Source organism: Stenotrophomonas sp. Bg11-02 (assembly GCF_002836635.1).
Taxonomy (GTDB): Bacteria; Pseudomonadota; Gammaproteobacteria; order Xanthomonadales; family Xanthomonadaceae; genus Stenotrophomonas; species Stenotrophomonas lacuserhaii.
The window spans coordinates 1-25,166 of the sequence record NZ_PJAY01000039.1; the positions used below are offsets into that span (position 1 = coordinate 1).

Consider the following 25,166-nt stretch of genomic DNA (forward strand, 5'->3'; position numbering starts at 1 on the left):
GGTGGGTTGGCGGGGGCGTAGAGCGCCATGGATGGCGCGAAACGAGGCCCGCATGGACGCAGTTATTGCCGTCCCCCGCAAACCCACCCCGCCCCGCCAACAGGCAGCCCTGCAGCTGTTGCTGTGGCTGTCGCTGTTGCTCTGGCTTGAAAAAGCGGGCCGCCGGGCCGCAGGCCCGGCAACAACAAGAACTCAGCCCGCGCAGCGGGCGCAGAGTCCGTGCACTTCCAGCGTCTGTGCCTGCGGCTGGAACCCCAGCTCCTTGGCGCGCTTTTCCAGCTGGCTGACGATCTCGCGGTCTTCCAGCTCCACCGCGCTGTGGCAGCTGTTGCAGATCAGGAACGGCACCGAATGCGCCGCACTGCTCGGATGGTGGCAGGCCACGAAGGCGTTCACCGATTCCAGCTTGTGTACGAAGCCGTTGGCCATCAGGAAATCCAGCGCGCGGTACACCGTCGGCGGTGCATCGGCGCCCACGCCCTTGCCACTGCGCACCCACTCCAGCAGTTCATACGCCTTCACCGGCTTGCCGGCCTCGGCGATCAGCCGCAGCACATTGGCGCGGATGGGAGTCAGCCGCAGTCCGCGCTCGCGGCACACGCGCTCGACCACCCCCACGAAGTCCGACGCGTCGTGGACGTGGTGGTGCGGGGCCGTACAGGCGTGCTTGGCGGACATGCGGGTTCTCCAGTTCGGGCGGATTTCAGGCCGCAGCCACTACCTTGGTAATGGCAACATCGATGCGTTTCAAGGCCTCATCGCGACCGGCAAGGTACACCGTCTGCGAAATGTCCGGGCTCACCTGGGTACCGGTGATGGCCACGCGCAGCGGCTGGGCGACCTTGCCCATGCCGATCTCCAGCGCTGCGGCGGCATCGTGCAGCGCCACCCCCACGCTTTCGGCAGTCCACTCCGGCAATGCCGACAGCAGCTCGCGCGCCTTGCCCAGCGGCAGTTCGGCGCCGGCCTTCAGGTGCTTGGCCACGGCCGCCTCGTCGTAGGTTTCCAGCGGCTGGTACCAGACCACCGCCTTTTCGGCCATTTCCTTCAGCGTCTGCACGCGCTCGCGCAAGGCGACCACGACATCTTCCGCGGACGGGCCTGCGTTCAGGTCCAGGCCCAGCTTCTCCAGCTGGTAGACCAGTGCCGGCGCGATGGACGCGGGCGCTTCGGTCTTCAGGAAATGCTGGTTGACCCAGCCCAGCTTGGCCATGTCCAGACGGGCCGCCTTGGAGTTGCAGTTGGTCACGTCGAACAGGTCGATCAGCTCCTGGCGGGTGAAGATCTCCTGGTCACCGTGCGACCAGCCCAGGCGGGCCAGGTAGCTCAGCAGCGCCTCCGGCAGGTAACCGGCATCCTTGTACTGCATCACGTCGGCCGCGCCGGTGCGCTTGGACAGCTTGGCACCCTGCTCGTCCAGGATCATCGGCATGTGGCCGAACTTCGGCACCGGCGCGCCGATGCCCAGGTACAGGTTGATCTGGCGCGGGGTGTTGTTGATGTGGTCATCGCCGCGGATCACCTCGGTGATACCCATGTCCCAGTCGTCCACCACCACGGCGAAGTTGTAGGTCGGGTAGCCGTCCGGGCGGAAGATCACCATGTCATCCAGCTCGCTGTTGGCGATCTCGATCGGCCCCTTGATCAGGTCATCGAACACCACCGTACCGTCGAGCGGATTCTTGAAGCGGATCACCCGGTTCGGGTCATCGCGCCAAGGCAGGTTCTGCTCGCGTGCGGCGCCGTTGTAACGCGGCTTTTCCTGCTTCGCCATGGCCGCCTCGCGCATCGCGTCGAGCTCTTCGCGGGTCTCGTAGGCGTAGTACGCCTTGCCCTCGGCGACCAGCTGTTCGGCCACTTCCAGGTAGCGCGCCACGCGCTGGGTCTGGTAGATCGGGCCTTCGTCATAGCCCAGGCCCAGCCAGTCCATCGCCTCCAGGATCGCGTCGATCGCGCCCTGCGTGCTGCGCTCCCGGTCGGTATCTTCGATACGCAGCACGAACTCGCCGCCACGGTGACGGGCCTCCAGCCAGCAATACAGCGCCGTGCGGGCGCCGCCGATGTGCAGGTAGCCGGTAGGACTGGGGGCAAAGCGGGTGCGGCAGGTCATGGGACGCTCGGGGAACGAATATCCGCCGATTTTAGCAAAAGGGGACGGAGGGGATTAAGTCGCGATCCCCCCACCCTTCACGCCCGACCTGCGCCGTTTACGACTTAATCCCCTCCGTCCCCTTTTTGCGCCTTGCGCGGGAACAGGTCCTCGCGCGTGGCGGCGTTGTAGACGAACGAGGCCACGATCGCGGCGGCCTGCTTCAGGTCTTCCGGTTCGGCGTGGTCCCAGGTATCCAGGTGGCTGTGGTGGACGTTGCTGAAGTAGTCCAGCTTGTCCTGGATGAACTGGAAGCCCGGCAGCCCGACGCGGTCGAAGCTGATGTGGTCGGTGGAACCGGTGTTGCGGGTCGCCACGGTGGTCGCGCCGACATCGTTGAACGGCTTCAGCCAGGCCTCGAACACCGGCATCGCCGCCAGGTTCTCCTGGGCGTAGATGCCACGGAAACGTCCCGAGCCATTGTCCATGTTGAAGTACACCGAGAACTTCTCGTAATCGCGGCGCTTGACCAGTGCACCGGTCGGTTCGCGCAACGACGCCGGCAACGCCTTCTGGCCGGCATCGGTCGGCTCGGGGAACTGCGCGAAGTGCTTGGCCACGTACGCCTGCGAGCCGATCAGGCCCTGTTCCTCGCCGCTCCACAGCGCGACCCGGATGGTGCGCTTGGGCTTGGCGCCGACCGCCTTGAGGATGCGCATGGCTTCCATCATCACCGCCACGCCGGCGGCATTGTCGGCTGCGCCGGTGCCGGTATGCCACGAATCCATGTGGGCACCGAGCATCACCACTTCATCGGCCTTGCCGCTGCCGCGGATCTCGGCCAGCGTGTTGTAGCCGGGCTGGTTGCTGTCATCGGTGAAGCGTGCCGCCACGTCCACGCGCAGCTTCACCGGCTGCTTGGCCAGCAGCGCGCGTACCAGCGGATTGAAGTGTTCGGAGATCATCGCCAGCTCCGGGATGCCAGCTGATTCGCCGGCCTTGCGCGAACCGCCACCAGCGACCCGGATGATGCCGTTGTCCCAGCCGCTGATGCTGATCGCCGCCAGTGCGCCTTCTTCCACGAAGAAGGCATTGACCGCCTTGGCCAGCGCCTGGCGCTCGGTGTACTCCTTGACCCGCTTTTCCTTGTCGGCCGCGGCATTCTTCGGCACCGTGAACGCCTGCAACCCTTCCAGCGAGGTCGCATCGTGGCGATGCGAATCCGGCTCGGTGCCGCGCTTGTACTCGCGTGCCTCACCCAGCAGCAGGATCCTGCCGCGCAGCTTGCCCTTGTACTTTTCCAGGTCGGCCAGCTTCTTGATGTCCACCTGCACCAGCTCGCCTTCCACCGGGCCGTTGGTGCCCGGGGTCCAGGCCTTGGGCAGCGCATGCAGCGGCTGCATGCGATCCCCCTGCGCACCGCTGCCCAGCATCAGCACCGATGCCGAAGTGAACTCCCAGCCGCGCCCGAAATCTTCGAACGCTTCGTCGTGGACGTTGACCAGGCCCCACTCGTTGAACTTGCCGCGCGTCCAGGCGTTGGCCTGGGACATGGCCGGCGAATTGGTCAGTCGCGGGCCGATGCTTTCGGTCAGATGACTGAAGGTATCCATCACCTGCGAGCGATGGAACGCTTCCTGGCGGATCTTGCTGACCATGTCCAGGTCGACCGGCTCGGCGCGCTGCGCCACGGCCGGATTGCTCAACGCCAGCGCGATCGCCAGCACACCCCACTTCCCCATCGTCCAGCCCCCGGCACGCGCCGTCACAGATCAATCCCCGAGTGTAGGGCGAAGGGCCGCGCACGCCAGATGCCTAAGGTCACGCAACGCAGCAGCGCCACATTCCGATCCGGAATGTGGCGCTCTGGCATGCGTGCCGGAAAGAATCAGCCGAGACTGCGCGGCGCGGTGTCCGCAGGCAGCGCCGGGGGCGTTCCCATGCCCAGCGCGTACCAGTCCACCCGGCGGGTCACCCACATCACCAGCGCGAGGATGCCGAACAGCAGCAGCGAGCCCATCAGCAGCGCATTGTTCTCCGACACCAGCAGGCCATACAGCGCGCCGTACAGGACGGTCAGCATCAGGGCGAAGCCCATGCCGCGCTTCCAGTGGCCCAGCACGTTGGCCAGGTAAACCGCCTGCAGGCCGATGCAGGCCAGCGCCGATACCAGATAGGCCTGCCAGAAGGCGATGTGCTCGGACAGGCTGATCAGCAGCAGGAAGAAGATCGCCAGCGCCAGGCCGACCATCAGGTACTGCAGCGGATGGATGCGCAGCTGGCGGATCAGCTCGAACAGCAGGAAACCGACGAAGGTCAGCAGCACGAACAGCACGCCATACTTGGAAGCACGATCAGCCTGGGTATATACATCCACCGGATCCACCAGCGAAACCTCCACCGCCTGCGTCGACGGATCACCGGCACGAAGCTGCCGCTGCGCATCCGAAGCCAGCGAAGACACGGTCCAGCGTGCCTCGAAGCCCTGCGCATCGACGCGGCGCTCATTGGGCAGGAACGCACCGGCGAACGAGGGGTGCGGCCAGCGCGAACGCAGCGCGATCTGGTTGTCATCGCCCACCGGCACCACCGCCAGCGAGCGGCTGCCATCCACCTGCAGGTCCAGCTCGATCCGGCTGGCGGCCAGCGTGCCACCGCGTGCATCGGCGAACCCGGCGACCTCGGCGTGCAGGCCACGCCCCAGCGCGTCGGCCATGCCGACGCCCGGCTGCAGCCGCAACGGGGCACCGTTGACCCGCAGGTCCGGCGTGCCGACCAGGCCGCGCACATCACTCAGGCCGATGGCGAGGTACGGCGTGCCATAGCTGCGCCCCTCCCTGACCGGGTAGTCATCGGCAGCGAAGTCCGCCGCGATGTGCCCCTGCCAGCTGTACACCGGCACCTTGAACAGGCCGACCGAGCGCAGGTCCGGCGCCAGCCGGCCATCCACGCTCAACTGGCGGGGCATCTGCAACCAGTGGCCCTGGGTGATCTGCACTTCGTTGCTGCTCTTGCCTGCCTTGTCGACCACCACCACCGTGGTGCGTTCGATCCACGGCACCACGCGCACCGGGCCGACCAGCTGCTGGGTGCCGGCGCGGCTTTCGGCGACCCGGCGGAACGCCTCTTCGCGGTACTCGCTGCGATCGGTGATCACGCTGCGGATCAGCATCAGCGGAACCAGCAGCAGCAGGATCAGCCCGCCGACAATGGCGAAGCGCAGGAACAGGTGCAGGGATTTCATGGTCCATCCTCGTTGGAGAGGCCTGCAGGATGGACACCCCAGATGTGCGGGGTTTGAGCTGGGTTTGAAGCGAATGTGAAGTGGCCGCTAGCGCGGCAGCCACAGCACCGCGCGGGTCCCGCCGGATGCGCCCTCTTCCACGCTGGCGTGCCCACCATGCAGGCGTGCCACCTCGCCGACGAACGGCAGGCCCAGGCCGGAACTTCGTACGCCGGTGGCCGGGCGTGCCAGCGAATAGAAGCGTTCGAACACTCGCCCACGCGCGAACTCCGGAATGCCGGTGCCCTGGTCGACGACCTGCAGTGCGATGCCGCCGGCCTGCACCGCGGCGATCAGCTGGATGCTGCTGCCGGCCGGCGAGAAATCGATCGCGTTGTCCAGCAGGTTGCCCAGCGCCTGGCGCAGCAGGTAGCCATCACCCTGCAGCGTCATCGCGCCGGCGGGCTGCACCTGCACCTGCACGCCGGCGGCCTGCGCGCGCAGCTGCGCACCCTGCTCCACCGCGGCGAACAGCGTGGCCACCGACAACGTGTCACGCGACTGCAGCCAGCCGTGCTGCTCCACTTCGGCCAGCGCCAGCAGCTTGTCGATGGTCTGGGTCAGCCGCTGTTGCTGGTCGACGATGCTGCGCGCGAAGCGCTCGCGGTCTTCGGCAGGCATCGGCTCCTGCAACAGCTCGGCCGCGCCGCGGATCGCCGCCAGCGGGCTCTTCATTTCATGGGTGAGCGACTGCACGTACTGCTCCACGTACGCCTTGCCTTCCAGCTTCCGGCGCATGGTTTCCAGCGCGCGGCCGAGGTCACCTATCTCATCGCGCCGCGGCTTCGGCGGGGCCACCGGCTCACCGGCACTGACCGCCTGCGCATAACGGTTGAGCCGTCGCACACCGGTCATCAACCACGCCGTCATCAGGATGCCGATCAGCGCCGACAGGCCGATCAGCCACGCACCGCGCAGCATGATCTGGCGCTGGCTGGCGGTGATGAAAGGATCGATGCTTCGGTTGGGCTGGGACAGCGACAGCACGCCGATCAGCGTGCGGCCATCGGCCGGGTCGTACACCGGCGCCGCTACGTGCATCACCGTGTGGGTGGCATCGCCGGGCACCTCCGGACTGGACCGCGCGCCGTACTCGCCACGCAGGGTGCGATGGACATCATTCCAGCGCGAGTTGTCGCGGCCGACGTCACGGCCCAGCGAGTCGTACAAGACGATGCCCTTGGCATCGGTGATGGTCACCCGGTAGTCCAGCGCGCGCTTGGGAAAGCGCCAGACCATCGCCTTCGGGTCGCGGCGTTGCGCGCGGGCCAGGCTGGAGGTGAAGCCACCGCGGGCCAGCGTGCCGGCCTTGAGTTCGGGCGCCGCCAGTTCGGCGAGCACGTTGGCGGCATCCACCAGGGTGGACTCCATCGCTTGGCGCACCCCTGGCTTCACTTCCTCCACGAACACGCGCATCACGAAGAACGCGGCCAGGCCGACGATCAGGAAAAAGCCCAGGAACAGTTTCAGCCCCAGCCGCATGCTCAGGCCTCCAGCGCGTAGCCGACGCCGCGATGGGTGCGGATCGGATCATCGGTGGCCCCGGCACCGCGCAGCTTGGCGCGCAGCGTCTTGATGTGGGTGTCCACAGTGCGGTCGGCGCTGTCGGCGCTGGCATCCCAGCCGCGGTCCATCAGCTGGGCGCGACTGAGAATGGCGCCGGGCCGCTGCAGCAGCGCCGCCAGCAGCGCGTACTCGTAGCGCGTCAGGTCGAGCAGCTGCTCGCCATAGCGGATGCGGCGGCCCTGCCGGTCGATATGGAACGTACCCTGCTGCTGCCAGCGGCCATCGGACGCGGTCCCCGCCACGCCGCTGCGGCGCAGTCGGGCACGCACGCGCGCCACCAGTTCGCGCGGCGAAAACGGCTTGGTGACGTAATCATCGGCGCCCAGCTCCAGCCCCATCACCCGGTCGACCTCATCGTTGCGCGCGGTCAGGAAGATCACCGGCAGCTGTCCCACCGCGCTCGGCAGCGCGCGCAGGCGACGGCAGACCTCGAATCCGCCCAGGTCGGGCAGGCCCACATCCAGCATCACCAGATCGAATGCGCCTTCCTGCAGCTGCTGCAGGGCCTGCCCGCCGAGCAGGCAATGGCTGGCCGCGAAGCCTTCGCTGCGCAGGGCATACAAGACGGTTTCAGCGATGGCGGCCTCGTCTTCGACCACCAGCACGCGGGCAACGGGTTCTGTCATGGGCGGCAGCATAGCCGCTGCGATAGCCGCTGCGCCTGCCGACCCGTACACTGCGCCCCATGAACTACCGCCACGCCTTCCATGCCGGCAACCATGCCGATGTCCTCAAGCACATCGTGCAGCTGGCCCTGATCGACAGCTTCAAGCGCAAGGACAGCCCGTTCTTCGTGCTGGACACCCATGCCGGCCGCGGCCGCTACCTGCTGGCCAGCGAAGAAAGCCGCAAGACCCTGGAAGCCGAGGACGGGGTCATGAAGCTGATGTCCCAGCCGAAGCTGCCCGAAGTGGTCGAGCGCTACCTCAAGGCCGTCCAGGCCGACAACCCGGTCGGGGCGATGATCACCTACCCCGGCTCACCCCTGCTGACCGCCCAGGCGATGCGCCCGCAGGACCGCCTGGCCGCCTGTGAATTGCAGCCAGAAGAGGCCGCCGCGCTGAAGAAGCTGTTCGCCGGTGATGCTCGGGTCGGCGTATACGAAGGCGACGGCTACGAGAAAATCCGGGCTCTGGTCCCACCGAAGGCAAACGGCGCCAAGATCGGCCGCGGCCTGGTGTTGATCGATCCGCCTTACGAGGGCCAGGACGCCGAGTACATCCGCATCCTCGCTGCCCTGAAAGAAACCCACGAGCGCTGGCCGCAGGCCACCTGCGCGGTCTGGTTCCCGATCAAGCAGCGCCGCACCATCCTGCATTTCCTGCGCAAGGCCACCGCCCTGCCCTATAAATCCGCGATGACCATCGAACTGCTGGTGCGTCCGGATGAATCCCCGTTGCGCCTCAATGGCAGCGGCATGCTGATCCTCAACGCCCCGTTCCAGTTCGATCGCATGGTTGGCCCCGCTCTGCCCGCCCTGAAGCAACACCTGGGCGAGCCCGGCGCCAGCACCCGCCTGGACTGGTTGAAGACCGCCGACTAAGGCGTCCCGGCCGCTGCCTCCCGTGAACCTTCCGTTCACGGAATGCGGCCATGGGGATGCCACAATCGCTGGACCACCAAGGAACTACCCGGTATGGCCACTCGCAACCGCATGCCGCCCTGGCACGAGATCTTCAAGGCCCCCAGTGGCCATGAACTGCTGATCCGTCCCATCCGGCCCGAAGACGGCCCGCCGTTGCAGGCGGCCTTCAGCCTGTTCGGCCCGGAAGAAATCCGCGACCGCTTCCTGCAGGCGGTGACCGAACTGTCGCCGGAAACCACCCAGCGGCTGACCCATCCCAACCCCAAGACCGAAATCACCCTGGTCGCGGCCGAGTCGCTGCCTGCCGGCGAAGCGGTGGTCGGTGCCGTCGCGCGTGCCTCGATCATCCAGGGAACCCGTGAAGCGGAGTACGCCATCCTGATCAGCCGCTTCCTGATCGGACAGGGCCTTGGCCGGCAGTTGATGCGCAAGCTGGTGAAGTGGGCGCGCGGCAAATACCTGGATCGCCTGTATGGCGATGTCGCCGAAGAAAACGAGCCGATGAAGCAGCTGGCCGATTCGCTGGGCTTCAAGCCGGTGCCGCATCCGCAGGGCACGCCCGGGCTGGTGCGCATGGTGCTGGAACTGGATAACTGAGGCCGCTGCCGTCGGTAGCGCCGAGCCATGCTCGGCGAGCGCAGCGGTCGATCAGGCAACGCCGAGCATGGCTCGGCGCTACCCCTGCGTGACGTGGTTTTGTCCGGGCCTGCACAGCCGGCTCTGGTAGAATCTGCGGCCAATGTCGCGCTCTCCTTATCCCCTTCCGCCGCTGCCCCGTCCGGGCCAGCTCCGCGCCTGGTGGCGCGCTCCCAGCTCGCCCACCGCGCTGGCCTGGTACCTCGCCCGTGCGGCGCAGGCACACGACGGCCCGGTGCTGGTCGTCGCGCCGGACAACCACGGCGCCAACCAGATCGAATCCGATCTGCGCACGCTGCTCGGCGATGATCCGTCGCTGCCGGTGGTGGCGTTCCCGGACTGGGAAACCCTGCCCTACGATCGCTTCAGTCCGCACCCGGACATCATTTCCCAACGCCTGTCCGCCCTGCATCGCCTGCCCGGGCTGAAGCGTGGGTTGGTGGTCGTTCCGGTGCAGACCCTGATGCAGCAACTGGCGCCGAAACAGTATGTGATCGGAGGCAGTTTCGACCTGGAGGTCGGCCAGCGGCTGGACCTGGACGCGGAAAAGCGGCGATTGGAAAGCGCCGGCTACCGCAACGTGCCGCAGGTCATGGATCCGGGTGATTTCGCCGTGCGCGGCGGCCTGTTGGATGTGTACCCGATGGGTGCCAGCGAACCGCTGCGCGTGGAACTGCTGGACGAGGATATCGACACCATCCGTGCCTTCGACCCGGAGACCCAGCGTTCGCTGGAAAAGGTCCAGGCCGTGCACATGCTGCCCGGTCGCGAAGTGCCGATGGACGATGCCAGCATCTCGCGGGTGATGGATGCCCTGCGCGAACGCTTCGATGTCGATACGCGGCGCAGTTCGCTGTACCAGGACCTGAAATCGCGACTCGCACCGGCGGGCATCGAGTACTACCTGCCGCTGTTCTTCGACCACACCGCGACGCTGTTCGATTACTTTTCCGCCGACGTGCTGCCGGTGATCGCCGCCGGCGTCGGCGAAGCCGCAGCTGCCTTCTGGGCGCAGACCGGCCAGCGCCATGAACAGCGCCGGCACGACGTCGAACGCCCGCTGCTGCCACCGGGGCAGTTGTACCTGTCGCCTGAACTGCTGCGCGAAAAGCTCAACGACCTGCCCCGCGTGGAAGTGTGGCCGCCCGGCCATGCGCGCATCGAGCAGGCCCACGCGCTGGGTGACACCGCGCTGCCGCCGCTGCCGGTCGCTGCGCGTGATGCCGCCGCAGGCCAGGCGCTGGCCACCTTCATCGAGCAGTATCCTGGCCGCGTGCTGATCGCCTCCGATACCGCCGGGCGCCGCGAAGCATTGCTGGAAGTCCTGCAGGCCGCCTCCCTGCGTCCGCCGGTGGTCGCCGACCTGCCGACCTTCCTGGCCGGCAGCGAACGCTTCGCGATCACCGTTGCGCCGCTGGAAGACGGCTTCGCGCTGGACGATCCGCGCATCGCCGTGCTGACCGAACGCCAGCTGTTCCCCGAACGCGCGGCGCACCAGCGGCGCTCGCGCCGTGCCGGTCGCGAGCCCGAGGCGATCATCCGCGATCTGGGTGAACTGACCGAAGGCGCGCCGATCGTCCACGAAGACCACGGCGTGGGCCGTTACCGCGGACTGATCGCGATGGACGTCGGCGGCATGCCCGGCGAGTTCCTGGAAATCGAATATGCCAAGGGCGACCGGCTGTACGTGCCGGTGGCCCAGCTGCACCTGATCAGCCGTTACTCCGGCGCATCGGCGGAAACCGCCCCGCTGCATTCGCTGGGCGGCGAACAATGGACCAAGGCCAAGCGCAAGGCGGCCGAGAAAGTCCGTGACGTAGCCGCCGAGTTGCTGGAGATCCAGGCGCGCCGTCGCGCCCGCGCCGGGCTGGCGCTGGATGTGGACCGCGCGATGTACGAACCGTTCGCCGCCGGCTTCCCGTTCGAGGAAACCCAGGACCAGTTGGCAGCCATCGACGCGACCCTGCGCGATCTTGCCAGCAGCCAGCCGATGGACCGCGTGGTCTGTGGTGACGTCGGCTTCGGCAAGACAGAAGTGGCCGTCCGCGCGGCGTTCGCCGCGGCCAGTGCCGGCAAGCAGGTCGCCGTGCTGGTGCCGACCACGCTGCTGGCCGAACAGCATTACCGCAACTTCCGCGACCGCTTCGCCGATTACCCGATGAAGGTGGAAGTGCTGTCGCGCTTCAAGTCCACCAAGGAGATCAAGGCCGAACTGGAGAAGGTGGCCGACGGCACCATCGACGTCATCATCGGCACCCACCGGCTGCTTCAGCCGGACGTGAAGTTCAAGGACCTCGGCCTGGTCGTGGTCGACGAGGAACAGCGCTTCGGCGTGCGCCAGAAGGAGGCGCTGAAGGCGATGCGTGCCAACGTGCACCTGCTGACCCTGACCGCCACGCCTATTCCGCGAACGCTCAACATGGCCATGGCCGGGCTGCGCGACCTGTCGATCATCGCCACCCCGCCGCCGAACCGGCTGGCGGTGCAGACCTTCATCAGCCAATGGGACGATGCGCTGCTGCGCGAAGCCTTCCAGCGCGAACTGGCCCGCGGCGGCCAGCTGTACTTCCTGCACAACGACGTGGAAAGCATCGGCCGCATGCAGCGTGAGCTGTCCGAGCTGGTACCGGAAGCCCGCATCGGCATCGCCCACGGACAGATGCCCGAGCGCGAGCTGGAACGGGTGATGCTGGAGTTCCAGAAGCAACGCTTCAACGTGCTGCTGTCGACCACGATCATCGAATCGGGCATCGACATCCCCAACGCCAACACCATCATCATCAACCGCGCCGACCGTTTCGGCCTGGCCCAGCTGCACCAGCTGCGCGGCCGCGTGGGACGTTCGCACCATCGTGCCTACGCCTACCTGGTGGTGCCGGACCGCCGCTCGATCACCCCGGATGCGGAGAAGCGCCTGGAAGCCATCGCCTCGATGGACGAACTGGGCGCAGGCTTCACACTGGCCACCCACGACCTGGAAATACGCGGTGCCGGCGAACTGCTGGGCGAAGACCAGAGCGGGCAGATGGCCGAAGTGGGCTTCAGCCTGTACACCGAACTGCTGGAACGCGCCGTGCGCAGCATCCGGCTGGGCAAGCTGCCCGACCTGGATGCCGGCGAGGAAGCCCGTGGGGCCGAAGTGGAACTGCATGTGCCCTCGCTGATCCCCAACGACTACCTGCCCGACGTGCACACCCGGCTGACCCTGTACAAGCGCATTTCCAGCGCGCGCGACAGTGCGTCGCTGCGCGAGCTGCAGGTGGAGATGATCGACCGCTTCGGCCTGTTGCCGGATGCGGCCAAGCACCTGTTCGCCATCGCCGAACTGAAGCTGCAGGCCAACGAGCTGGGCATCCGCAAGCTGGACCTCGGCGAGGCCGGCGGGCGCATCGTGTTCGAGGCCAAGCCGAACATCGATCCGATGTCGGTGATCCAGCTGATCCAGAAGCAGTCGAACCTGTACAGCATGGACGGCCCGGACAAGCTGCGCATCAAGCATCCGCTGCCGCTGCCGGAAGACCGGTTCAATGCGGCCAAGGCCTTGTTGACGACGCTGGCGCCGGGCTGACCCGGCGCACCGCCCGGTAGCGCCGAGCCATGCTCGGCGAGCGCAGCGGCAACAGAGCGACAGCGTGACGACCAACGGTCGTCACCCACCAGGGCAAGAGCGTGACGACCAACGGTCGTCACCCACCAGGGCAAGAGCGTGACGACCAGCGGTCGTCACCCACCAGGGCAAGAGCCTGACGACCAGCGGTCGTCACCCACCAGCGCTACACCGCCGCAAAAGAAAAACCCGGCTTGCGCCGGGTTTTCCAGGCTTCAACAGCAGCGCATGATCACCAGATCACGACGCGCTTGTCGTCGGCCCGCACCATCGGCTGGCCGGCCTTGCACTCGAACGCCGCCGCGAACGAGGGCATGTTCGACGGCGCACCGTTGGCACGGAAGTTCGCCGGCGCATGCGGATCGGTATTCAGGCGTACGCGCAGCTCGCCATCGGTGAAGTTGCGGCGCCACACCGTGGCCCAGTTCATGAAGAAACGCTGGTCCTGCGTGTAGCCGTCCACCGGTACGTTCTTCGAAGGATCTTCCTTCAGCGCCATCTGCAGCGCGTCATAGGCCACGGTCAGCCCGCCCAGGTCGCCGATGTTCTCGCCCAGGGTCAGCTTGCCCTTGACGTTGACGCCCGGCACCGCCTCGTAGCCATCGAACTGCGCCACCAGCTGGTCGGTGCGCTGGGTGAAGGCACTGCGGTCCGCGTCGGTCCACCAGTTGTCGAAGTTGCCGTTGGCGGCGAACTGGCTGCCCGAATCGTCGTAGCCGTGCATCATCTCGTGGCCGATCACCGCACCGATGCCGCCGTAGTTCAGCGCCGGATCGGCCTTGGCGTCGAAGAACGGTGCCTGCAGGATCGCCGCCGGGAACACGATCTCGTTCTTGGTGGCGTTGTAATACGCGTTGACGGTCTGCGGGGTCATGCCCCACTCGGTCTTGTCCACCGGCTTGCCGATCTTGTCCAGCATGTAACGGTAGTTGTACGCACGCGCTGCCTGCATGTTGCCCAGGAAGCTGTCGCCGTTGGTCTGCAGGCCCGACCAGTCACGCCACTTGTCCGGGTAGCCGATCTTCGGGGTGAAGCTGGCCCACTTCTCCAGCGCCTTCTTGCGGGTGTCTTCGCCCATCCACTCCAGCTTCTCCAGGCGGGCCTTGAGCGCTTCGGACAGGTTCTCCACCAGGTGCTGCATCTGCTCCTTGCTTTCGGCCGGGAACACCGCATCCACGTACAGCTGTCCGAGCGCTTCGCCCATGCCGTTGTTGACCGAATCCAGCACGCGCTTCCAGCGCGGCTGCATCTCCTGCTGGCCACGCAGGGTCTTGCCGTAGAAATCGAAGTTGGCCTTTTCCACGTTGCTGCTCAGGTACGGCGCGGCATCGTCGATGGTGTGGAAGCGCAGGTAGGCCTGCCAGGTGGCGGCCGGGACATCGGCCAGCATCTTGTCCACTTCGGTGAAGAACTGCGGCTGGGCCAGCGAGAACTTCTGCGCGGCCGGCACCTTCAGCGTGTCGAACAGCGCGGTCCAGCTGAAGTTCGGGGTGAGCTTGTCCGCGTCGGCGGCACTGACCGGGTTGTAGCGCTTGGAGGGATCACGCATTTCGATGCGCGACAGCGAGGCCTTGGCCAGGCGGGTTTCGAAGGCCAGCACGGCCTTGGCCTGGTCGGCCGCCTGCGCGGCGTCCACGCCGGACAGGGTCAACACCTGGGCGATGTAGGCCACGTAGGCATCGCGGATCTTCGCCTGCGATGCATCGAAGTAGTAGCCCTTTTCCGGCAGCCCCAGGCCACCCTGGCCGACATAGGCGATGACGTTGGCCGAGTCCTTGTAGTCCGCGTTGGCGAACAGCGAGAACAGCACGCCCTGCCCCTGCGCCTGGCTTTCGCGCAGGTACCGGGTGATCGCGGCGGTGTCGCCCAGCGCGGCGATCTTGTCCAGCTGCGGCTGCAGCGGCGCCAGTCCGGCGGCATCGATCTTCGCTTCGTCGCTGCCGGTCTTCCAGATGTCACCGATCTTGGCTTCCACGCTGCCGGCCTTGGCTTCGCTGGCAGCGGCCTGCTCGACCAGTGCATGCTGCACTTCCAGCGAGCGCTCGCGAAGGATCTCGAAGCTGCCCCACGTGGTCTGGTCGCCCGGCACCGGGTTGGCGCTCAACCACTTCTGGTTGACGAAGGCATTGAGGTCGGTACAGGCCGAGATGGCAGTGTCCAGGTCGGCGCTGTTGAGCGAGATCAGCGGCGTCTTGATCAGCGACTGGTCGAAGGCCGGCTTGGCCGCATCGGCAGTGGCGGCGGGCGCGGTTTCGGTCTTGCCGCAGGCCGCCAGCGAGGCGGCGATGGCAACGGTCAGGCCCAACGGGGCCAGGGTGCGCAACTTCATGGGACTCTCCGACAGGTAATCCCCGAGGGTAGCCCGGACACGGGACCCGGGGGACCGCCAAAGGTCACGCCGCGCGCATGACCGCCACACGTGTGACACTGGCGGTCGTCCTTCACGACCAGCGGGCAGGGTTTCACATGACAACAGCGGAAAGACCCCAGGACCGCAAAGTGGCCGACGATATCCGCGCGCACGGCTGGCATTGCCTGCACATCCTGCCCGGACCGGATGGCGAGGCTGGCTTTTCCTATTCGATCGGCTTCCAGACAACCTACAACGCCCCGGAAGTGATGGTGTTCGGGCTGCAACGCTCCAAGGCGCACGCGCTGCTGAGCGAGTGCGCGCAGCTGCTGGCCGGCGGCCACCAGATCCATACCGGCGTGGAGGATGCCGATGTGCTCGATGGCGGGTACAAGGTCATCTTCCGCGCGGTGCGCGAGGACTGCCATGACGACTACCTCGGCATGGCGGTGCGTCATCGCGGCGGGCAGCCCCTGCAGGCCGTGGTCATGTTCCTGCCGGACAAGGAACACCGCTTCGCCTGGCAACCTGATTACGACGATGCCCAGGCCGATGAGGCGCTGGGCATCGTCGTATAGGGGTTACTTCGCCTTGCCCTGGTTGGCCACCGCTTCGGCGGCCTTGCGCGCGGCTTCCGGGTCGCCCAGGTAACGGAACGACTGCACCGTCAGGTCATCGTTGAGCTCGAACAGCAGCGGGATGCCGGTCGGAATGTTCAGTTCCAGGATCTGCTCGCGCGAGACGTTGTTGAGGTACTTGTACAGCGCACGCAGCGAGTTGCCATGCGCGGTGACCAGCACGGTCTTGCCGTCCTTCAACTGCGGGGCGATCGAATCGAACCAGTACGGCAGCACGCGGTCCAGCGTGGTGGCCAGCGACTCGGTACCCGGCAGCGCGTTGCGGTCCAGCGTGGCATAGCGGCGGTCGTGCAGCGGATGGCCGGGATCCTCGATGTCCATCGTCGGCGGCGGGATGTCGTAGGAACGGCGCCAGATCTTGACCTGGTCCTCGCCGTGCCTGGCCGCGGTTTCCGCCTTGTCCAGGCCCTGCAGGCCGCCGTAATGGCGTTCGTTCAAGCGCCAGCTCTTGCTGACCGGCAACCAGTCCTGGTCCATTTCGGCCAGTGCACCCTGCAGGGTGTGGATGGCACGCTTGAGCACGGAGGTATGGGCCACGTCGAACTGCAGGCCTTCTTCGCGCATCAGGCGACCGGCGGCGGCCGCTTCCTGGCGCCCCTTATCGGTCAGCTCCACGTCGACCCAACCAGTGAAGCGGTTGTCCAGGTTCCACTGGCTCTGGCCGTGGCGCAACAGTACGAGTTTACGAGTCACTGCAGGGTCTCCAACGTCGGGAAGGCAGGCGGCCATTGTAGACGGTGAACGAACGCCGGGCGCCGGCTCAGTGGTGGACATGACCGTGATGGCCGTGACGGTCGTGGTCGTGACCATGTCCGTGTGCGGTCGGCGCCGGTCCCACCGCGCAGGCATCGCCACAGTGCTCGGCTTCCAGTTGCAGGGTCACATGGTCGATGTCGTGGCGCTCGTGCAGCGCATCAGCCAGCTCGCGCCGCACCTGGTCCGCATCGGCACCGTCGCGCAGCACCACGTGGGCGCTCAACGCGGGCGTGCTGGAGGCCAGCGCCCATACGTGCAGATCGTGCACGTCCACCACCGCGCCGTGGTTGCACAGGCTGCTGCGGACATCGGCCAGCACGACGCCTTTGGGCACGCCTTCCAGCAGCACGTTGATCGCTTCACGCATCAGCACCCAGGTCCGCGGCAGCACCCACAGGCCGATCAGCACCGCCAGGATCGGATCGATCACCTTCCAGCCGGTCCAGCGGATCAGCAGCGCGCCGATGATCACCGCCACCGATCCCAGCATGTCCGCCCAGACTTCCAGGTAGGCGCCTTTCACGTTCAGGCTCTCGCCGCTGCCGGCCTTGAGCAGGCGCATCGACACCAGGTTCACTGCCAGGCCCACCGCGGCGATCACCAGCATGCCGGTGGAAGCGATCTCCTGCGGCTGGCGGAACCGGGCGATGGCCTCCCACAGGATGTAGCCGGCCACCACGAACAACATGCCACCGTTGAACATCGCACCGAGCGCTTCCAGCCGCGCGTAGCCATAGGTACGGCGGGCATCGGGGGGACGCCGGCTCAGCCGTACCGCGACCAGCGCGATCATCAAGGCCAGGGTGTCGGTGGCCATGTGCGCCGCATCGGACAGCAGCGCCAGGCTGTTGGTGACGAACGCGCCGATGATTTCCACCAGCAGGAACGCGGCGGTCAGGCCCAGTGCCCACCACAGCGGCTTTTCGTGGCGGATTTCAGTGGGAAGATGGTTGTGGTCGTGGCCCATCGGGGTCTCCTGTGTGTTGCCGGCAGGCTACGCCCCGCGTGCAGGGGATACCATCACACCGGTTATAACATCGCCCTCGACGCGTCAGTGGCAGCGCACCGCGACGGCCCTGCGCCAGCGCGCCGCGCCCCACCAGAGGCAGGCCAGCAGCGCAACGCCCGCGCCTGCGATGCAGACCCCCGTCCACCCCACGTGCGCCTGCAGCGCGGGACCGGCTGCCGCCCCCATGCCGCTGCCCACCGCATAGAACAGCATGTACAGCGCGATCAGCTGCCCGTGCACGGGCTCGGCCGCCCGCAGCACCAGCGCCTGGTTGCTCACATGCAAGGCTTGGCCACCGAGGTCCAGCAACACGATGCCCAGCAGCAGCCACCCCAGTGAAGTGGGCAGCTGCCGCAGCGGCAGCCAGGCCAGCAGCATCAGCAACAAGGCCGCCGCGCTCACCGCGCGCCCATGACCGTGGTCCATCCAGCGGCCCACGCGCCCGGCCAGCAAGGCGCCCGCCAGCCCAGCCAGGCCCAGCGCACCGATACCCGTCGTGGACCAGGACAATGGCGGTGCCGACAGCGCAAGCGAAGCCGCACTCCAGAACAGGTTGAGGCCGGCGAACAGCAGCAACGCCAGCACGCCCCGTTCGCGCAGCGTCGCATCCGCGCACAGCAACCGCCACATCGACGCCATAACGCCGCGTTGATGGACTCGCGCCTGCGCCACCGGCATCGGCGGCAAACACCGCCACAGCAGCATCCCCAGCGCAGCAATCAGCACGGCCGAACCCGCGTACACCGCGCGCCATCCCAGCCCGGCGGCTACCGTGCCGGACACCACGCGTGCCAGCAGCAGGCCAACGAATACACCGCCCTGCACGGTACCGACGTGGCGGCCGCGTACCGCTGGCGCGGCCATGGCCGCCGTGCAGGTGATCAACGCCTGCGTGCAGGCCGTCCCGAACAGCCCCACCAACAGCATGCCGACCAGCAGGGACACGCTTCCGCGCGCCGCAGCCAGCCATAGCAGCGACAACGCCAGCAGACCGAACAGCAACAGCAGCAAGCCCCGGCGTTCACGCCGATCAGCAAGCGGCAGCAGGATCAACAGCGCAAGCACACTGCCCACCTGGGTGGCCGCCACCACCATTCCGGCCATCGCGGCATCCATCCGGAAGGCATCGGCCAGGCGCTCCAGCAGTGGCTGTGCGTAGTAGACATTGGCAACGCTGGCGCCGGCTGCGCTGGCAAGCAGGAACAGCGTGGGATCGACAACCGGGGAGGGGGGTGGCTTCTTCATGCACCAGTTTCAAATTGCAACCGCTCGCACCGTAGGCAGTTTGGTTTTAAAATGCAACCAGAATCCATCGCAGAACCGCCCATGCCCAGTTCCTCCCCCTGCCCCGTGGCCCGCGCCACCGCGCTGCTCGGCGACCGCTGGATCCTGCTGATCGTCCGCGACGCCTTCGATGGCGTGCACCGCTTCAGCGACTTCCAGCGCAGCCTGGGGGTGGCCCGCAACATCCTCAGCGAGCGTCTGCGCCGCCTTGTCGACGGGGGCGTGCTGGCACTGCAGCCGGCCGCCGATGGAACCTCTTACCAGCAGTACGTGCTAACCGACGCCGGCACTGCGCTGTTTCCGCTCGTGGTTGCGTTGCGGCAGTGGGGCCAGGCGCAACGCTTCACTCCGGGCGAGCCGCACTCGCGGCTGGTGGAGCGCAACAGCGGCCGCGAACTGCCGTACATGCACCCCCGCACGACAAAAGGTCGCGTGCTGGAGGCCGCCGACACCCTGGTGCTCAAGCTCGACCAGGGCTGATCCGCATCCCCCGACCGAGGGGTCGACAGCACGGCGCTGACCCGGCATCCGCGTAGCGGGTAGGATCACGGGCGGGGCCTTCGCGGCCCTGCCCGATTCTCTCCGGATGTCCCGCCATGAGCCATTGCACCACGCCCCTTCTGCTGCTTGCCGGCCTGCTTGCCAGCACGGCATCCAGCGCGCGCGAAGTCCCCGCGCCAGCCGCCCACGTCGACGCCGATGGTCCTTACATCGTGCGTGACGGCGAGCAGGTGCAGGCGCGCTGGATATGCGATGACAAGGTGGTCACCCGCGAGCAGACCGCCACCCGCGTCGCGCCGGTCTGTGGTTATCCGCACCCCGTGGACGTCGCCCCCGGGGCGGTCGCAGCGGTGGAAGTACTGCCTGCCGTGCCGCGCGTGGTGGTGCTGTCCGACATCCACGGGCAGTACGACCTGCTGGTGCAGCTGCTGCGCGCCAACGGCATCATCGATGCGCAGGACCGCTGGGCGCGGGGTACCGACACGCTGGTCGTGGCAGGCGATGTGTTTGATCGCGGGCCGAAGGTGACCGAGGCCTTCTGGCTGCTGTACGGCCTGCAGCAGCAAGCCAGCGCTGCAGGCGGCGCGGTGCACTTCGTCCTGGGCAACCACGAAACGATGGTGCTGTACGACGACCTGCGCTACGTCAATCCGAAGTACCTGCGCAGTGCGCAGCTGCTGGGTCGCAGCTACCCGCAGCTGTATGGTCCTGACTCGGTGATCGGCCAATGGCTGCGCACCCGTCCGGTCCTGCTGCGCATCGGCGATACGCTGTTCCTGCACGGGGGCATCTCACCGGACGCACTCGCGCTGGCGCTGGATCCGGCGGCGACCAATGCCGCCTACCGGTCCTCGCTGGGCCTCCCGCGCGAGCAGGTGAAGGCCGACCCAGCCACCGCGTCCCTGTATGACGGCAAGACCAGCCCGATCTGGTACCGCGGCTATTTCGATGGCCGTCTGGATACCGATGGCGTGCAGGCGGTGCTGGATCGTCTCGGACTGGAACGCATCGTGGTCGGCCACACCTCGATGCCGCACGTCAGCAGCTTCCATGGTGATCGCGTCATCGCGGTCGACAGCAGCATCAAGAACGGCGAGAACGGCGAACTGTTGTTCATGGAAGAAGGCCGGCTGAGCCGTGGCCTGCTGGACGGTAGCCGGGTGCCGCTCGCGCCTGGCCTGATCGGGCTCGACGACTGAGCCTTCCCTCCCGGCGCACCCTGGCCCCTTCAGCCGCAGTCACAGACGGAAGCGCGCGCCCACCGTGTAGGTGCGCTCGGGCGAGGAGAAATCGCGCGGGAACGCCGGACTGCCGAAGTAGTTGCGGGTTGACCCGCCGAGCAGGTTGGTCGCCTCGGCGAACACGGTGACACGCTCGTTGACGTCGTAGTTCAACGCGACGTCCAGCCAGTCCTCGTCGCCATGCCGGATTTCGCTGGGCTGGTCCCCGGAACTGTTGAAGCTGGCCGTATAGTCGGTACGACGGTTCCACGCCAGGCGGGCCGAGAAGCGGTCGTACTGGTACATCAGCACCGCGTTGAAGGCATGCTTGGACACATTGGTCAGCGGCTGCATCTGCCCGGTCGGCGATTCGGCTTCGGCGCTGATGCGGGTGTAGTTGAGCTGGGTCCCGAAGCCGGACAGCCAGCCCGGCAGGAAGTCGTAGAACTGGCTGTAGCCCACCTCGAATCCCTTCAGCGTGCCTTCGCCGGTATTGCGCGGGCGGGTGATGGAATACGTGGTGCCGCCGATCACCTCATCATCGGCATAGCGCTGCACGTAGCCGTCCAGCCTGCGATGGAACACGGCGGCCGACAACAACGAGCCGGGCTGGAAATACCACTCCAGCGAAGCATCCAGGTTCTTTGATTCCACCGCCTGCAGCTCCGGATTACCGCCGTTGCCACGCGCCGGCAGGGTATCGGTGGACTCATACAGGCTCAACTGCGGATTGAGGTCGGCGAAGTTCGGCCGGGCGATGGTCTGGCTGGCGGACAGCCGCAGGACCAGGTCTTCGCGCAGCGAGAAATTGGCGCTGGCGTTGGGCAGGAATTTCGTCTGCGATGTCTCTATCCGGCTGGGTACGTCCACGCCGTCGAGGGTCCGCGTGCCGCTGAGCTCGGATTCCAGCCGGGTGGCGCGCACCCCGATGCGGCCATCCACCGGGATGCTGCCCAGCGTGGTGCCCCAGTTGAGCTGCAGGTAGGCGGCATAGTTGTCTTCGCGGTTGTCGAAGAACAGCGAGGCCAGCTCGGCCGGTGCCTCCGGCGACTGGCCCATGACCTGGCGCAGCTGCGCGGTCTGCTGCAGCAGGTAGGCCGCGTTGGCAACCGCCCAGCGGTCGGTGGAGAACGCGCGGGCGCCATCCAGCATGCCACCGGGTGACACGTCGGCCAGCCCGGGGACATCGCTGGCGTACACCCGGCTGCCGGTGATGTTGTCCATGGCGCCCGGATCGCCACCGTGGTTGGAAGCGGTGCGACGGCTGATCCGCAGCCCGGCATCGAGTGAACTGAACGGACCGGCGTCGAACTGGAACGTGCTGTCGCCGCGCCATGCCCACTCCTCGCCTTTCTGTTCGTCCCAGCTGTCGTAGTACTGGCTGAGGTACCAGTTGGCCGGGTTGGTGACATCGTATGCCGAGCCATCGGCGTGGGTGACCCACGTATCGGGCACGCCACCGGCATCGCGCATATGCATCAACGGCGCATCCATGCCCATGTCCAGCGTCATCGCACGGTGTTTGTTGGTGCTCCAGGTGTAGGCCAGTTCGGTGGAAAGGCTGATGGTGTCGTTGTGCCACTTGCCGCCCAGTGCGGCCTGGAACGTATCGGAGGTCTGCTTGTGTGCCTGCGTGCTGGACAGCGTGTAGAGGTCGCGCGCGACGAAGCCATCCATCACGTTGCTGCCGGGGCGAAGGCTCACTGATTCCACGTTGCCCGGGTTCACCAGGCCGGGGAACGGCATCCAGTAGTTGACGTTGTTGCGGCCCTCGTAATTGACGTAGAACGTATCGAGATAGACCTCGCTGTTGTCCGTCGGCGCCCATTGGAAGGTGAAGTTGGCCGCGCGGCGCTTGTGTGTGTTGTTCGCCACCAGCCCGCCGGCGTTGTACGGCACGAAGATCTCCTGGGAGGGATCAGCCGGATTGGCAACCCGGTCGTAGGTGCCATGGAAGCTGTTGCTTTCCTGGTAGGGGCGCTGCTGCAGCGAGACGCTGCCCAGCACGCCCATCCGCCCGTGTCCGCTGTCCCAGTTGTGTGCTGTGGTCAGGCTGCCGTTGGGCTTGGTGTCCCCCGCCTGGTCACCGCGGACGGCACTGATGCTGCCGGCAAGCGTGGTGTCCTTGTCCAGGTCGAACGGCTTGCGCAGGTGCACGTCGATGCTGCCGCCGATGCCCCCTTCCAGGAACTTCGCGCTGCCGGTCTTGTAGACATCCACGCTCTGCAGCAGGTCGGCCGGGATGTCCTGCAGGGCAATGCCGCGCCCGCTGGCGGTGAACACGTTGCGGCCGTCGAAGGTCGTCACCACGTCCGGCAGGCCGCGTACCAGCACCGTGCCGACTTCCGCACCGCCACGCGCCACCTGCACACCGGTGACCCGCTGCAGTGCGGCGGCCACGCTGTTGTCAGGCAGCTTGCCGATGTCTTCGGCGACGACTGAATCGCTGATCTCCGCCTTGGCCTGCTTGGCCTCCACCGCCCCGGTCGCACTGCCGCGCACGCCGCGCACCTGCACCGAATCCAGTTGCTTCGCTGCCACCGGCGCGGACGCTTCCGATGCCGTGGCCGGCGCCGGCGCCTGCGCCTGCGCAGTGCCCACCATGCCCATGATCATCGAAGGAAGCAGCGCGCGCCGAAGCAGGAGGGGCGCCGGCATGCGGCAGCGGCGCGGGGGAGCGGATCGGGACATGCAGGGTGTTCCTTTCGAGGTGCGCCGCTAGACGAGGGCGTGCACCTTCCCGGCCGGCAGCAACGGGTGCGCAGGGGGATCCTGGGGGAGCACGCGCCAGGCAGGCAGCGCTGGACGGAGTGACGTGTTGTGTGCCGATCCCGACAGATCGGTCGTGCGCATTAGAACAACCAAAAACGTAAATTTACGTTCGCTGCCGGTGATCGAGTCGTTGCGCGCCGCACATGCCCCTGCACATGCAGTGCACGGATCAGATTCATAAGCCGCAGGCGGGTCGCACGCGGTACGCTTTGCCAATGTCATCCAGTGAAAGGCCTTCCATGAATTTCGGCAGTGACAACCAGTCCGGCGTTTCGCCACGCATCCTCGAAGCACTCATCGCGGCGTCCTCGGGCAGCGCCGCCTCGTATGGCAATGACGCGTGGACCCGCCAGGCCGAACAGGCGATCGCGCGCGTGTTCGAGCACGACGTCAAGGCCTTCTTCGTGGCCACCGGCACCGCCGCCAACTGCCTTGCCCTGTCTGCAGTGGCGCAGCCCTGGAATGCCATCCTGTGCCATGCACAGGCGCACCTGATCAGCGATGAATCCACTGCACCGGAGTTCTTCACCGGTGGCGCGCGCCTGCTGCCGATCGCCACCGACAGCGGCAAGATCACCCCGGCGGCGCTGCGCGATACGCTCAAGCGGCTACCCGATGCGCGTCCGCACAGCATCAAGCCGGCGGCGGTGTCGCTGGCACAGGCCACCGAGAACGGCCTGGTGTACACGCCCGCCGAACTGAAGGCGCTGTGCGACCTTGCCCATGAGCATGGCCTGCACGTGCACATGGATGGGGCGCGCCTGGCCAATGCGGTGGCGGCGCTGGGCTGCACGCCTGCCGAAATGACCGTGCACGCCGGCATCGACGTGCTGTCCTTCGGGGCGTCCAAGGACGGCGCCTTGGCGGCAGAGGCGGTGGTCTTCTTCAAGCCGGAACTTGCCGAAGGATTCGATTACCGGCGCAAGCGCGCGGGCCAGCTGGTATCCAAGGGACGCCTGTTCGGCGCCCAGTTCACCGCCTGGCTGCAGGACGACCATTGGCTGGACCTCGCCCATCAGGCGAACCACGCCGCACAGGTGCTCGCCGTCTCCCTGCAGGCGCATGCAGGCATCCGCCTGGCCTGGCCGGTGCAGGCCAACGAAGTATTCGTGGTGATGCCCAAGGCCCTGCTCGAACGCCTGCTGGCTGCGGGCGCGGAGTGTTATGACTGGTATCCGGACAGCCTGCCGACCTCGATGCCACTGGGCGCCGATGAGGTGCCGGTGCGCTTTGTCACGGCGTGGTCGACAAGCCAGCAGCAGCTGGACGAATTCGCCGAGGTGCTGGGCAGCTGATGCCTGCAGGCGGGTACGCTCCCGGCGTGTTCGTCGGGCGTGCCACGAACGCAGGAGAGCGGCCGAAGCCGCTCTCCCGTTGCTGCTGTCACAGTCGCGGTGCGCCTGTCAGCGGTGTTACCTGTACTCGCGCTCGCAGCGACGCTCGACCACGCGATCACCGGTCTTCTGCTGGTGACGGCCCTGGATGTTGCGGCCTGCCGCGCCGCCGGCCACGGCGCCGGCGACGGTGGCCAGCTTCTTGCCGTTGCCGCCACCGATCTGGTTGCCGAGCAGGCCACCCACCACCGCGCCGGTGGCGGTACCTGCGATGCGGTTGGAATCCTTGCTGTTGCGCTGCACTTCCACGTTGCGGCAAACCACGCGGCTGCCGTCGTCGAAGCGGCGGCCCTCATCGCGCGGCCCGTACGTCTGCGCGGACACCGCCGAGGATGCGGCCATCAGGGCGCCAGCGCACAAAAGAGGGATGGACATCTTCATCGGGGGACTCCTTCACGGTCCGGGTGTATGCCGACAGTCTTCCTCTGACGTTGGCAAACCCGGGTGAATTCCCGTGCAGGGACTGTGCAGGCGGG

At 66.9% G+C, this 25,166-nt stretch carries 19 protein-coding genes; 7 read left to right on the top strand and 12 right to left on the bottom strand.

Annotated features, from left to right (window positions below):
• Positions 1 to 192: 192 nt before the first annotated feature.
• From CXG43_RS01380 to creB, 6 genes are all read right to left on the bottom strand, one after another.
• Positions 193 to 678 carry a Fur family transcriptional regulator gene (locus tag CXG43_RS01380; RefSeq protein ID WP_042612667.1) on the bottom strand — a complete coding sequence of 162 codons (486 nt, stop codon included), beginning with the start codon at positions 676 to 678 and terminating at the stop codon, positions 193 to 195.
• Positions 679 to 703: 25 nt separating this feature from the next.
• Positions 704 to 2,110: a glutamate--tRNA ligase gene (gene gltX, locus CXG43_RS01385; protein WP_101098365.1), complete on the bottom strand. Its 1,407-nt coding sequence runs from the start codon at positions 2,108 to 2,110 to the stop codon at positions 704 to 706.
• 104 nt (positions 2,111 to 2,214) lie between these two features.
• The gene (locus CXG43_RS01390) at positions 2,215 to 3,831 is read right to left on the bottom strand and encodes a M20/M25/M40 family metallo-hydrolase (RefSeq protein ID WP_101098366.1); all 1,617 of its coding nucleotides are present in this window, start codon (positions 3,829 to 3,831) and stop codon (positions 2,215 to 2,217) included.
• Positions 3,832 to 3,977: 146 nt separating this feature from the next.
• The gene (creD, locus tag CXG43_RS01395; RefSeq protein ID WP_101098367.1) at positions 3,978 to 5,333 is read right to left on the bottom strand and encodes a cell envelope integrity protein CreD; all 1,356 of its coding nucleotides are present in this window, start codon (positions 5,331 to 5,333) and stop codon (positions 3,978 to 3,980) included.
• 87 nt (positions 5,334 to 5,420) lie between these two features.
• Positions 5,421 to 6,854 carry a two-component system sensor histidine kinase CreC gene (gene creC, locus CXG43_RS01400; RefSeq protein ID WP_101098368.1) on the bottom strand — a complete coding sequence of 478 codons (1,434 nt, stop codon included), beginning with the start codon at positions 6,852 to 6,854 and terminating at the stop codon, positions 5,421 to 5,423.
• A gap of 2 nt (positions 6,855 to 6,856) precedes the next feature.
• Positions 6,857 to 7,576: a two-component system response regulator CreB gene (creB, locus tag CXG43_RS01405; RefSeq protein WP_101098369.1), complete on the bottom strand. Its 720-nt coding sequence runs from the start codon at positions 7,574 to 7,576 to the stop codon at positions 6,857 to 6,859.
• Between the two features lie 47 nt (positions 7,577 to 7,623).
• Here creB and rlmJ point away from each other — a divergent pair, with 47 nt between their 5' ends.
• The 3 genes from rlmJ (at position 7,624) to mfd (ending at position 12,727) form a co-directional block, all read left to right on the top strand.
• Positions 7,624 to 8,481: a 23S rRNA (adenine(2030)-N(6))-methyltransferase RlmJ gene (rlmJ, locus tag CXG43_RS01410; protein WP_101098370.1), complete on the top strand. Its 858-nt coding sequence runs from the start codon at positions 7,624 to 7,626 to the stop codon at positions 8,479 to 8,481.
• Positions 8,482 to 8,574: 93 nt separating this feature from the next.
• Positions 8,575 to 9,120 (top strand): GNAT family N-acetyltransferase, encoded by a 546-nt coding sequence (locus tag CXG43_RS01415; RefSeq protein WP_101098371.1) that lies wholly within the window; start codon positions 8,575 to 8,577, stop codon positions 9,118 to 9,120.
• Between the two features lie 142 nt (positions 9,121 to 9,262).
• Positions 9,263 to 12,727 carry a transcription-repair coupling factor gene (gene mfd, locus CXG43_RS01420; protein ID WP_101098372.1) on the top strand — a complete coding sequence of 1,155 codons (3,465 nt, stop codon included), beginning with the start codon at positions 9,263 to 9,265 and terminating at the stop codon, positions 12,725 to 12,727.
• 271 nt (positions 12,728 to 12,998) lie between these two features.
• Here mfd and CXG43_RS01425 read toward each other — a convergent pair whose 3' ends face one another.
• Positions 12,999 to 15,095 (bottom strand): M13 family metallopeptidase, encoded by a 2,097-nt coding sequence (locus CXG43_RS01425; RefSeq protein WP_101098373.1) that lies wholly within the window; start codon positions 15,093 to 15,095, stop codon positions 12,999 to 13,001.
• A 170-nt stretch (positions 15,096 to 15,265) separates the two neighbouring features.
• Between CXG43_RS01425 and CXG43_RS01430 the strand changes: the two genes are divergently transcribed.
• On the top strand, positions 15,266 to 15,694 hold the full coding sequence (locus CXG43_RS01430; RefSeq protein ID WP_157825139.1) for a DUF4262 domain-containing protein: 429 nt from the start codon (positions 15,266 to 15,268) through the stop codon (positions 15,692 to 15,694).
• A gap of 3 nt (positions 15,695 to 15,697) precedes the next feature.
• On the opposite strand, the gene gpmA is transcribed toward CXG43_RS01430, so the two are convergent.
• The 3 genes from gpmA to CXG43_RS01445 form a co-directional block, all read right to left on the bottom strand.
• Entirely contained in the window at positions 15,698 to 16,447 is a 750-nt protein-coding gene (gene gpmA / locus CXG43_RS01435) for a 2,3-diphosphoglycerate-dependent phosphoglycerate mutase (protein ID WP_101098375.1), read from the bottom strand.
• A 67-nt stretch (positions 16,448 to 16,514) separates the two neighbouring features.
• Positions 16,515 to 17,477 (bottom strand): cation diffusion facilitator family transporter, encoded by a 963-nt coding sequence (locus CXG43_RS01440; RefSeq protein ID WP_101098376.1) that lies wholly within the window; start codon positions 17,475 to 17,477, stop codon positions 16,515 to 16,517.
• An 84-nt stretch (positions 17,478 to 17,561) separates the two neighbouring features.
• Positions 17,562 to 18,764 (bottom strand): MFS transporter, encoded by a 1,203-nt coding sequence (locus CXG43_RS01445; protein WP_101098377.1) that lies wholly within the window; start codon positions 18,762 to 18,764, stop codon positions 17,562 to 17,564.
• A gap of 81 nt (positions 18,765 to 18,845) precedes the next feature.
• On the opposite strand from CXG43_RS01445, the gene CXG43_RS01450 reads away from it, so the two are divergent.
• Both CXG43_RS01450 and CXG43_RS01455 read left to right on the top strand, forming a co-directional pair.
• Positions 18,846 to 19,283, top strand: a complete 438-nt coding sequence (locus CXG43_RS01450; RefSeq protein WP_101098378.1) for a helix-turn-helix domain-containing protein — start codon at positions 18,846 to 18,848, stop codon at positions 19,281 to 19,283.
• A 116-nt stretch (positions 19,284 to 19,399) separates the two neighbouring features.
• Positions 19,400 to 20,503 (top strand): metallophosphoesterase, encoded by a 1,104-nt coding sequence (locus tag CXG43_RS01455; RefSeq protein ID WP_101098379.1) that lies wholly within the window; start codon positions 19,400 to 19,402, stop codon positions 20,501 to 20,503.
• Positions 20,504 to 20,542: 39 nt separating this feature from the next.
• Here CXG43_RS01455 and CXG43_RS01460 read toward each other — a convergent pair whose 3' ends face one another.
• The gene (locus CXG43_RS01460; RefSeq protein ID WP_101098380.1) at positions 20,543 to 23,140 is read right to left on the bottom strand and encodes a TonB-dependent receptor; all 2,598 of its coding nucleotides are present in this window, start codon (positions 23,138 to 23,140) and stop codon (positions 20,543 to 20,545) included.
• Positions 23,141 to 23,535: 395 nt separating this feature from the next.
• On the opposite strand from CXG43_RS01460, the gene CXG43_RS01465 reads away from it, so the two are divergent.
• Positions 23,536 to 24,591 carry a low specificity L-threonine aldolase gene (locus CXG43_RS01465; RefSeq protein WP_101098381.1) on the top strand — a complete coding sequence of 352 codons (1,056 nt, stop codon included), beginning with the start codon at positions 23,536 to 23,538 and terminating at the stop codon, positions 24,589 to 24,591.
• Positions 24,592 to 24,708: 117 nt separating this feature from the next.
• Here the strand turns inward: CXG43_RS01465 and CXG43_RS01470 are convergent, their stop codons facing one another.
• The gene (locus CXG43_RS01470; protein ID WP_101098382.1) at positions 24,709 to 25,071 is read right to left on the bottom strand and encodes a glycine zipper 2TM domain-containing protein; all 363 of its coding nucleotides are present in this window, start codon (positions 25,069 to 25,071) and stop codon (positions 24,709 to 24,711) included.
• Between the last annotated feature and the right edge of the window lie 95 nt (positions 25,072 to 25,166).